Annotated in this window: 1 protein-coding gene; it reads right to left on the bottom strand. The window is 71.2% G+C overall.

Annotation, left to right across the window (positions count from 1 at the left end):
• Positions 1-166 precede the first annotated feature (166 nt).
• A complete protein-coding gene (locus FDZ70_10970) occupies positions 167-1,222 on the bottom strand; it encodes a PDZ domain-containing protein (protein ID TLM65660.1) in 1,056 nt (351 codons plus the stop codon).
• Positions 1,223-1,241: the final 19 nt, after the last annotated feature.

Raw genomic sequence — 1,241 nt, forward strand, 5'->3', positions numbered from 1 at the left:
GTGGTGCTCGTCGGCGGCGTCGCGGCTTGGTTCATCTGGAAGAGCCTCTCGGCCGGCAAGAAGAAGTAGCCCCCGGCGCGCAGGGCCCGCCTGCCGCCGGAGTGACGAAGGGCCCCGCCGTGTCAGCGGGGCCCTTTCGCGTGACGTGCGGGTGCGCCCGCCCGCCCTACGGCGCGGTCTCCTCGCGGCTGCCCGGCGTCCCGGTCGCGGGCGTGCTGGTCGAGACGTCCTTCGGCCGCTGGCCGATCACGACCGCGATCTCGATCTCCTTGCCCGCGCGGACGATGCCGAGCGTCACGGTGTCGCCGACGTTGTGCCTGCGCACCTCGTAGATGAGGTCTTCCATGCTGCGGATCTTCGCGCCGCCGAGCGAGACCACGACGTCGCCGGCCTTGATGCCCGCCTTCTGCGCGCCGGTGCCCTTGATGACCTCGGCGACGTACGCCCCCGACCTGACGGGGAGCTTCTTGTCGGCCGCGAGCCGCTCGTCGATCGTCTGGCCGTTGATGCCGAGGAACGGGTGCCCGACGACACCACCGGTGATGAGTTGGTCGGCGACCTCGAGCGCGCGCTTGATCGGGATCGCGAACCCGATGCCGGCGTCCTTGCCGGTGTCTGAGACCAGCGCCGAGTTGATGCCGACGACCTTGCCGCTCCGGTCGATCAGCGCGCCGCCGGAGTTGCCGGGGTTGATGGCCGCATCGGTCTGGATCACGTCGACGAGCGGGTAGCCCTCGGGGGTCTCGATCTCGGTCATGGAGCGGCCGAGTGCCGAGACGACGCCCGCGGTGACGGTGTGCGACAGGCCGAAGGGCGAGCCGATGGCGACGACGAGGTCGCCGACGCGCAGTCCGGCCGAGTCGCCCTCGGCGAGCAGCGGTATCTCGACGTCGACGAGCACGACCGCGATGTCGTTCGCCGTGTCGGCGCCGATGAGCTCGGCCGGGTACGGTTCGCCGTCGGGGGTCGTGACGGTGATCTTGTCCGCGCCTTCCACGACGTGCTGGTTGGTGATGACGTAGGTGCCCTTGCCGTCCTTCGCGCGGCGCATGGCGACGCCCGAACCGTCCGCGGCGACCGGCACGTCCGGGTGGCCCTTGGGCATCCCGTGGCCCGCGGTCTGCGAGGTGCCGCCGGACGCCGTTATGCTCACGACGCTCGGGAGCGCCGCTGCCGCAGCTGCCGTCACCGCCTCCTCGGTGGACGACGGCAGCACCTTCACCTGCTGGGTTGCTCCGGAG

The sequence above is a fragment of the Actinomycetota bacterium genome (assembly GCA_005774595.1).
Taxonomy (GTDB): domain Bacteria; phylum Actinomycetota; class Coriobacteriia; order Anaerosomatales; family D1FN1-002; genus D1FN1-002.